The organism is Sphingomonas sp. Sph1(2015) (assembly GCF_001970915.1).
Classification (GTDB): domain Bacteria; phylum Pseudomonadota; class Alphaproteobacteria; order Sphingomonadales; family Sphingomonadaceae; genus Sphingomonas; species Sphingomonas parapaucimobilis.
The window spans coordinates 72,552-80,578 of sequence record NZ_MQUI01000014.1; the positions used below are offsets into that span (position 1 = coordinate 72,552).

Annotated in this window: 5 protein-coding genes and 1 pseudogene; 4 read left to right on the plus strand and 2 right to left on the minus strand. The window is 62.4% G+C overall.

Annotation, left to right across the window (positions count from 1 at the left end; genetic code table 11):
• Nucleotides 1–19 precede the first annotated feature (19 nt).
• Both BSZ14_RS18995 and BSZ14_RS08100 read right to left on the minus strand, forming a co-directional pair.
• A pseudogene (locus BSZ14_RS18995) lies at nt 20–1,363 on the minus strand (IS3 family transposase).
• Nucleotides 1,364–1,659: 296 nt separating this feature from the next.
• Nucleotides 1,660–2,610, minus strand: a complete 951-nt coding sequence (locus BSZ14_RS08100; protein WP_076710528.1) for an IS481 family transposase — start codon at nt 2,608–2,610, stop codon at nt 1,660–1,662.
• Nucleotides 2,611–2,913: 303 nt separating this feature from the next.
• Between BSZ14_RS08100 and BSZ14_RS08105 the strand changes: the two genes are divergently transcribed.
• From BSZ14_RS08105 to BSZ14_RS08120, 4 genes are all read left to right on the plus strand, one after another.
• Nucleotides 2,914–4,005, plus strand: coding sequence for an ABC-three component system protein (locus BSZ14_RS08105; protein ID WP_076710529.1), 1,092 nt, complete (start codon nt 2,914–2,916; stop codon nt 4,003–4,005).
• Complete coding sequence (locus BSZ14_RS19620) at nt 4,002–4,649, plus strand: hypothetical protein (protein ID WP_076710530.1); 648 nt, start codon at nt 4,002–4,004, stop codon at nt 4,647–4,649. The genes BSZ14_RS08105 and BSZ14_RS19620 overlap by 4 nt, the downstream gene beginning before the upstream one ends.
• A complete protein-coding gene (locus BSZ14_RS20295) occupies nt 4,646–5,014 on the plus strand; it encodes an AAA family ATPase (protein WP_076710531.1) in 369 nt (122 codons plus the stop codon). The genes BSZ14_RS19620 and BSZ14_RS20295 overlap by 4 nt, the downstream gene beginning before the upstream one ends.
• A gap of 207 nt (nt 5,015–5,221) precedes the next feature.
• Nucleotides 5,222–7,765 (plus strand): hypothetical protein, encoded by a 2,544-nt coding sequence (locus BSZ14_RS08120; protein ID WP_076710532.1) that lies wholly within the window; start codon nt 5,222–5,224, stop codon nt 7,763–7,765.
• The last annotated feature ends 262 nt before the right edge of the window (nt 7,766–8,027 follow it).

An 8,027-nucleotide genomic window follows, 5' to 3' on the forward strand; every position in this document is an offset into this window, starting at 1 on the left:
GGAGGCAGTTTGGTTTGGGTCATGCTGCCATATCGCGTTTCTTTTGTGAGGCATGGTAGTCGGCCTCGGCGGGGGTTACGTATCCGATGGGACCGAAGAGGCGATGATTGTTGCACCAGTCCCCTCACCGCAGCGCCGCCATTTCGACGGCAGCGAGGCTGGGCCAGGAGCGCTGACGCCAGATGACCTCGGCCTTGAACAGGCCGTTGATGGTCTCGGCCAGGGCATTGTCGTAGGAATCTCTGACGCTGCCGACCGATGGCACCAGCCTGGCTTCGGCAAGGCGCTGGGTGTAGCTCATGGCGAGGTATTGCGAGCCCCTGTCCGAGTGATGCACGAGCGCGTCCTTCTCCGTGGGACGCCGGGCATGGATGGCCTGCCCCAGTGCATCCAGCACGAAACCCGCGGTCGCGCTGCGGCTGACCTTCCAGCCGACGATCCGGCGCGCGAACGCGTCGATGACGAACGCCACATAGACGAAGCCCGCCCAGCTGTGGACGTAGAGCCTGCCCCGGCGAAGGCCGGGTTGAAATCCACGCCCCACAGTGCGTTCGGCCGCTGAATCCTGAACTCCCGATTGACCTTGTCGAGCGGGCACCGTGCCTTGCGGTCGGGAACGGTGGTGATGCAGGATTTCCCGCGCCGGACACCGGCCAGCCCCATCGCCTTCATCAGCCGCTCGACCGTGCATTTGGCGATGGTGACGCCCTCGGGCAGAAGTTGCCGCCACACCCCGCCCTTCGCCGGGGCAGGCTCTTGCGCGACCCGTACAGGCCGAAACTCGCCTCATGGACGCGCCGGATGTGCCCCTTCAGCTCGTCGTCCCGCCGGGCGCGAGCGGAACGCCTGCCCGGGTCGGCAAGGCGCGCGGCATGCTGATGATACGAGGAGGGGGCGACCGCCAGTTCCCGGCAGATCGGCTCGATCCCCAACTCCTCTCGATGCGCGTCGATGAACGCCCCCTCGACACGCTCAGGGCAGGCTTCGTCATCGCCCGTGGCGGTCGAGCTCCGCCATCGCCCGGGGCGGTCGAGCTCCGCCATCGCCCGGGGCGGTCGAGCTCCGCCATAGCGAAATATGCCGATGCCTTTCTGAGGATCTCGTTGGCCCGGCGAAGTTCCTTCACTTCCCGCTCGAGCAGCTTCAGCCGGGCACGGTCATCGTCGGCCATCGCTGCTGGTCCTGCAAGCCGGCTAGCCTCGTCACGACACCAGCGACGCAGCGTCTCCGCCGTGCAGCCAATCTTGCTGGCGATCGATACCATCGCCTCCCATTCAGAACGGTAATCCGCCCGGTGCTCGCCTACCATCCGGACCGCGCGTTCGCGGACCTCAGGCGAAAACTTGTTCGTCGTCTTGCTCATTCCGATGCTTCTACTCACAAGTGGGAGCCTCCGGAAAACCCGGGGCGGTTCACGATCAGCTCCGCAACGCCGCTGAGGCCGCCTTTCAGGGGGCGGCGTTCAAGTCGAACGTCGAACATAGGCTCCGAACTCACGTCCTGCCAGTCCTTGAAAGCTACGGCGTGCTTGATGAGTTGCGCCCCAGGCTGCGCAAGGACAGGCTGGTGACCGTCAACTCGAATGGACCGCTCTTTTCAGCCGGAAGGGCTTCCCAGCTTAACCAGTGCATGGTTCTCGCAGTCTTGGAAGCAGCCGGGCTAGATGTTTGATCCCGGCCTTTGATGGTGCGGGTTTGATGTGAAGCGATTTGGCTCGTTTTGCCATGTCTTGCAGATGGCCTCGTAGGGCGTGAGCCCTTTGAGTGTCTTGAGCCTGCGGCCGAAATTGTAGGCGTCGACGAAGTCGCCGAGGTGCTGCTGAAGCTGGTCATGACTGTCGTAATGGTAGCGTTTGACGGTCGCTTCCTTGATCGTCCGGTTCATCCGTTCCACCTGCCCGTTGGTCCACGGGTGCTTCACCTTGGTCAGACGATGCTCGATGCCGTTTTCGTCGCAGACGCGATCGAAAATGTGGTGGAAGGCGTATTTGTCGCAGGCGCGGTTGGTGAACTGGATGCCGTTGTCGGTCAGCACGGTGTGGATGGTGTACGGAACGGCCGCGACCAGGTTACGCAGGAACTGGGCGGCGATCATCTTGCCGGCCTGCTCGTGCAACTCGACGAAGGCGAACTTGCTCGTCCGGTCGATCGCGACGAACAGGCGTAGCTTGCCCTCCGCTGTCTGAACCTCGGCGATATCGATGTGAAAATAGCCGATCGGGTAGGTCTTGAACTTGCGCTTCGGGGTCTTGTCCCCGGCGACCTCGGGCAATCGGCTGATGCCGTGACGTTGCAGGCAGCGGTGCAACGACGAGCGTGTCAGATGCGGGATCGTCGCCTGTAGGGCGTAAAGGCAGTCATCCAGCGGCAACAGCGTGTGGCGGCGAAAGGCGACGATGACCGCCTCTTCCTCGATGGTCAGAACCGTCGAGTGCGGATCCTTCGGGCCAGTCGGCAAATCCTTGACTGCCGTACGCTTTTTCCACTTGGCGACGGTCTTCTGGTTGATGCCGTGGCGCTTGGCCAGAACCCTCAGGCTCTCTTGACTATGTTGTATCGCTCGACGGACTGCCTCTGTCGTCCGGGCGCTCCCGTGTAGAACCTGTCCCATAGTGCATCCTTCCAGGCTTGCGCCGATAATGCACCATCAAAGGCCGGGATCAAACAGCTAGAGGGCGTCGAGGTCTCGCGCTCGAGCGGCTTTGTCAGCGCGTGCAGTCAGACTCCGGACGGCATAATACTAACAGGCACCACGCTGTCAGGAGCGCCCGATGCTACGGCCTACAAGCACGCCATCTTTCGGCACGGTCCCGACACCCTGACACGCTACGCGCCTGCCGGTAGCCTGATAGCGGAGTATAAGAATCACGTCGAAGGTCTTGTCCTGAACGAGGAGGCGTTCAGGACACCACCCGTGCTTGACGACGCCACGTATGACTTGTTCGAAAACCTCAAGATTGCCCGGCTCGCCAGCACCACCAGTAAGCAGCAACTGCTGACGGCGGCAGAGCAGAGCCGACGCGTTATCGAGGTCGCGCTTGATCCTGCTGCTCACATCGTCATCGAACGGGGGTGCCGAAGAGTTTCGGACATCGCGGACGAATGCGAGCGGCTGCCAGAGCGATACACGATCGACCTTCATGTCGGACCCGCCGTTCTCCCGGACAGCGCCGACCTCGTTCGCCTCGCGCGTTGCAGCGCCGGCCGCATCGAACTCCGCACCGGCGCGGATGTGCGTGCCGCTTGGGAGAGCAGTTTCGGCCCGTTTTCTGCAGCGCCGGCGCCATCGTCGATTCGTTCAGTTGTCGATTACGGTGACCCAAACCTAAAGAGCTACGTTGATGCCGCTCTTCTTCGCCTACTCGATGAGAAGTTGCAGGAGGCGATCAGTTCGGGAGCAGCCACTCCGATCGGCGCAATATCTCCGGCTATTTTGAGCCATGTTCAATCCACTTGGCTCGACTGGAAGGCCAAGCTCGAGACCCATCCAAAGGTGCGTCACGACTTCCTTCGCTGGCTCGCGAATGTCGATCAGCAGGTCGCTCGACCTTGGGACGGGGACCATGCCTCGCTGCAGCGGATGACAAACGCTCTAATTATGACGGCGGCGGCGCATGCCGGCGAGCCGCTTGATCCGTGCTCGGCGGCGACCGGAAACCTCGGGTTCGCCACCTCGGCAGTCGGGCTAGGGACAGGATGCGAAGCTATCGGAAGCGAAAGCCTGTCGGTCAGGACTATGCCGGACGACTGGGACGTGGACGCGCTCATCCTATCCGCAGCGAGCGACGTCGTGGTCGACGATCCTCTCGGGACGATCATGGACGGCGGCGATCCGGCGGATAGCATCAAGACCGCGCGACGGGTCCGGCCAGCGATAATTCAAGCCGACCGGAAGTGGAAGGACCGCCTCCGTGGTCCACTTCCAGATTGGAAAGCAGCTGTCGTGCGCGAGTTCGCTAGCTGGAGGCAACGCCAAGACGATGAGGCGAAAAGGGCATCGGAATGACTGCTATCGACCTGAAGGACCGCCTACTGGTTTCCGCCGCCGAGCTCGGCTGGTCCAGCGTAGATGCGCCCGAGTTTGTCTCTCCGCGCTTCCGGGGGCGGCCTGATGCGAGCACCGCCGCGTTGCCAGTCGAGGCGTACGGGCTCCGTCTCGGGGCATACCCCGTCGTCGTTGCGCCCGTTTCACTCGGCACCACCGCAGAGATGCAGGCGACACTCCGGCTGCTACACAGCCAGATGGTCATCGCGCGCTCCTACATGGGACGAGACGAGGTGATATACGCCCACATTTTCCTCTGCGCCATCGGAGCGACGCCGGACGCCGACTGGCGTAATGTTATTGACCTCGCAGAGCGCGACGAGAAGGTCTGCCGAAAGGTGATCTGGCTCCCCGATTTAGGTGCGCTCGATGACTCGTACGAGGCGTTCAGGGCCCGCACGTTCCTCGGCTCGCCATGGGCCGACGTAGACGAGAAGCTGAACGCCCGTCTCGACGTGAACCAGGGTCTCGCGGCGAAGCTGCTCGCGGAGGCGGGGTTGGCAGAGAGCTCCGTTCCCCAGTGGATCGACACCGTCGAAGCCACAACGAGAGATCCCGATACGATGGTAACGAGGTTGGCCGATGCGCTAGGAGGTGCCAAGTGACGGCACTATATCTTACGAAGATAGAACTTTCAGAGTTCCGGAGCTTCGCTCGGCTCGAATTCGAACTGCCACCTCAGCCTGGCGTTCTCATCGTGCATGGCAGCAACGGATTAGGAAAGTCCTCGCTGTTCGACGCAATCGAGTGGGCACTTACGGACGAGATCGATCACTTTCGGGACGCTGATGGTTATCGAAAGTACGGGAATTATCTATGCCGTTGGGGCAAGAGCCCCGCTCCGACATTTTCAGCGCTCCAATTCTCGGACGGCAAGCACCTCGAGCGGCAGCTTGCTTCCGACAAGGCTGTTGAGTCGACCCTCAGGGGAGACGTGACCGATATACCCGAGTACCTCCGCGTTCCCTAGTGGCGGCAGCCGATCTCGGCGCTAAACCGATACCTCCTGCTGACCCACTTCCTCGGACAATCGACTCTATCGCGCCTCACGCATCGCGCGCCGGGCGAACGGTTCGCCATCCTTAAGGAGGCTTCGCAGAGCGCCGAACTCGAGAGGTTCGGACTTTCGCTTCATGGGCCTGGTAATACGATACCGGCACGCGCGTTCGCCAAGCGGGTGGCCGAACTTGAGCGAGACGCGGCCGAACTGCGCATGTTTCTCGATCAGGAGGAGGAAGCTTGGGCCTCCGCCCAGGTTGCCGGCGCACTGACGGACGGGGAGGCTTATGAACTCTCCGGAGCCATCGTCCTGATGCTACGTGACGCTTGGGGCCACATCTCCACGCAACCCGCGCCGCCCGGACCTAAAGAACCCCTGGACGCCAGCGGACTGCAATCCATGATCGATCAAGCTGCGGAGGGAATCCGTGGGCGAGAGTTCGACATTGCGGAGGCGCGCCGAATGGTGGCGCTGCATAAGCGAAATGAAGCGGCGATCGCCGCTGCCGGGGCATCAGCAGACGAAGCGGAGCGCGAACTCGGCGCCGCGACACGAGCCACTGAGGAGGCCCGCCGGGTGGCGGCTGAGCGCCGGAGTGAACTCGAAGCAGCACAGGACTCCCTAGCGGCCGCTAAGACCGTTCACGGTCAACACGTCGAACTCATACTGGCCAGACAGTCGCTTGACTCCGCACGACTCGAACGCGAAATGGCAGCTGCCTCTCTTACGAACGCTCGATCCGCCTTTGCTCAGGCCGAAATCGATTTTCAACGCAGCGAGAGGCATGCGGATATCGTGGCACGCCTGAGGCGCGAGCTAGGTAACCTCGTCTCAAACCTCCAATCCGAGCGCGCGTCTATTGAAGAAGGTCGGCGATGGCTTGAGCGCTGGAGAACGCTCGAGAGCAGACCGGAAGAGTTGCGGGCGCTGGAAGTAGCAAACCCGCAAGTCGAAATACTGCTGTCCAATACGCGAAGCACGTTCGAATCGGCCAGCACCACAGTCGATCAGCACCGGCAGGTCTTACAAGCCATGCAAAGGTCTGTCGGCGAACTGTCAGCAGCGGTCAACAGCATCGCGATCCACCTTCCAGACGAGGCGCACGAGTGCCCTGCCTGCGCAGCTCACTATGCATCCCCGGCTGAACTCAAGGAGAGGATCGACGCCGCCGCTCAGCGGCTCGCACCAATGTTGGCTGGGCAGCAGAACGTGCTCCTCGCGGCCGAGAACAGACTCGCCGCTACTGCCAGCACCTTAGCTGCGCAGGAGGATGCTTTGAAAAGGATCGAACTCCTGAGGGCTGAGATCAGCGATGCAGCCGAAGCCAATCGCGCCCTTCTAACGCGCTTGGGCTGGAACCTCGATTCCGGTACTTTGGAGGTGCAGGAGAAGCTCTCGCTTATCGGAAAGACCATCGATGCTCACGAAGCGAGCGTTGCGAGGCGAGTTCGGTGGATCGAAAAACTTTCCTCCGGGGAGGCGGCGGCCCGTGTCCAGGCAACGGCAGTTCGCCAGCGCGACACCGCACGTCGCGCCGACGAAGCTGCTGCGCGGCGCCTCACCGACGCCACGACGGCTGAGCGCCTCGCCGACGAGGCACTGAAGACACGTGCCGAGCATCTGTATCCAGGACAATCGATCCCGACGCGTGAACAGATGCAAGACGCAGGCGGCCACACTGCGGCCAATCAGGAGAAGGCGCAGCAGGCCTATGACGCGGCGAGCAGGGCGCTTTCCGAGCAGGAGCTTCGACTTGCGACGCTGCAGCAGGCGGAGGCCGGCCTCAGCGCGCGCATTGCGCAAGCCAGCGAGGAGCGAGACCGGCTGCGGGGGGCACTGACTGAGCTGGCCGCTAATTGGCGGGCGGCCGGCTGGAGCGAAGCCAACTTCAGTGAGGAAGGCGTCGAAATCGCGACGACGCAGCTCGCCCGAGGACGCGGGCGCCTAGCCGAGGCTGAATCCGCGCTAAGACGGTTCAGGGAGGGACGCGATGCTTGGAGCCGGCAGCAGTCGCACCGTAGTGCCCTAGACCGCCTTGCTGCCATCGCGGACTTAGCGCCGACCAGCACTCGAGATCAGGTCCGAGAAACCGTGGAGCAGAAGCGCTCGGAGGCCGAACGCTCAGCTCACCAAACGGCACGAGCCAAAGAAATCGCCGCCAGCGCCAGCACGGCAATCGCAACCGCAGTAAGCGAGTTCAACGCGGAGTACATCGAGCCGCTGGACCGGCTCACAAAGAGGATTAACCAAGCGATCCTCTGCGATCCTCGCATCGGCATCGACCTCCACGTGAACAAGCGAACCGTAAAGCAAACCGCCAAGCGCGATGGCGAGCTGCCTGAGACGCGCAAGATCGACCCTATGCTCGTCCACTCTGAGGGCCAGATGGCTGCCCTGTCGGTAAGCATGCTCTGCGCAGCCAGCTTGACTTACCCTTGGTCGCGCTGGCGTGCCCTGATCCTCGATGACCCATTGCAGCATAACGATTCGATTCATGCCGCCGCTTTCGCCGACATGATCGGCAACCTTGTTCAGGCAAAGGATTATCAGGTCTTGCTGTCCACTCATGACCTCGGTCAAGCCGACTTCCTGCGCCGCAAGTTTCAGGCACGTAGCATCCCCTGCGCGGCTCTGAACCTTCTTGGACGTGGCAAGGCCGGCGTCGAGACTGAGTTTTTGCCGTCTGGAGCAGGGAGCGCAACAGCCTCAGCATCCGCGTGAGGTCAGGCAAGGCTTGCGACGACTTAGTTCAAGCGCCTGATACGAAGCGCTCGCGGTGACGCGCGACAAACCGGCGGTCGGGCCAGCGCTCTCGTGCATGGGGCGGCCGGATCTGGGATCAAGACTTCCGGCTCGAAGTAAGCGTGGTCAGCAGGCCACCTTGCGGTAGCGCCGGTAGCCGGGATGCTTGTCGCCTTTGACGAGGGTGCGAGCGGTGCGGGAAGTTCTCGGTTCTACGACTGGTCATACGAGCACTCGTATG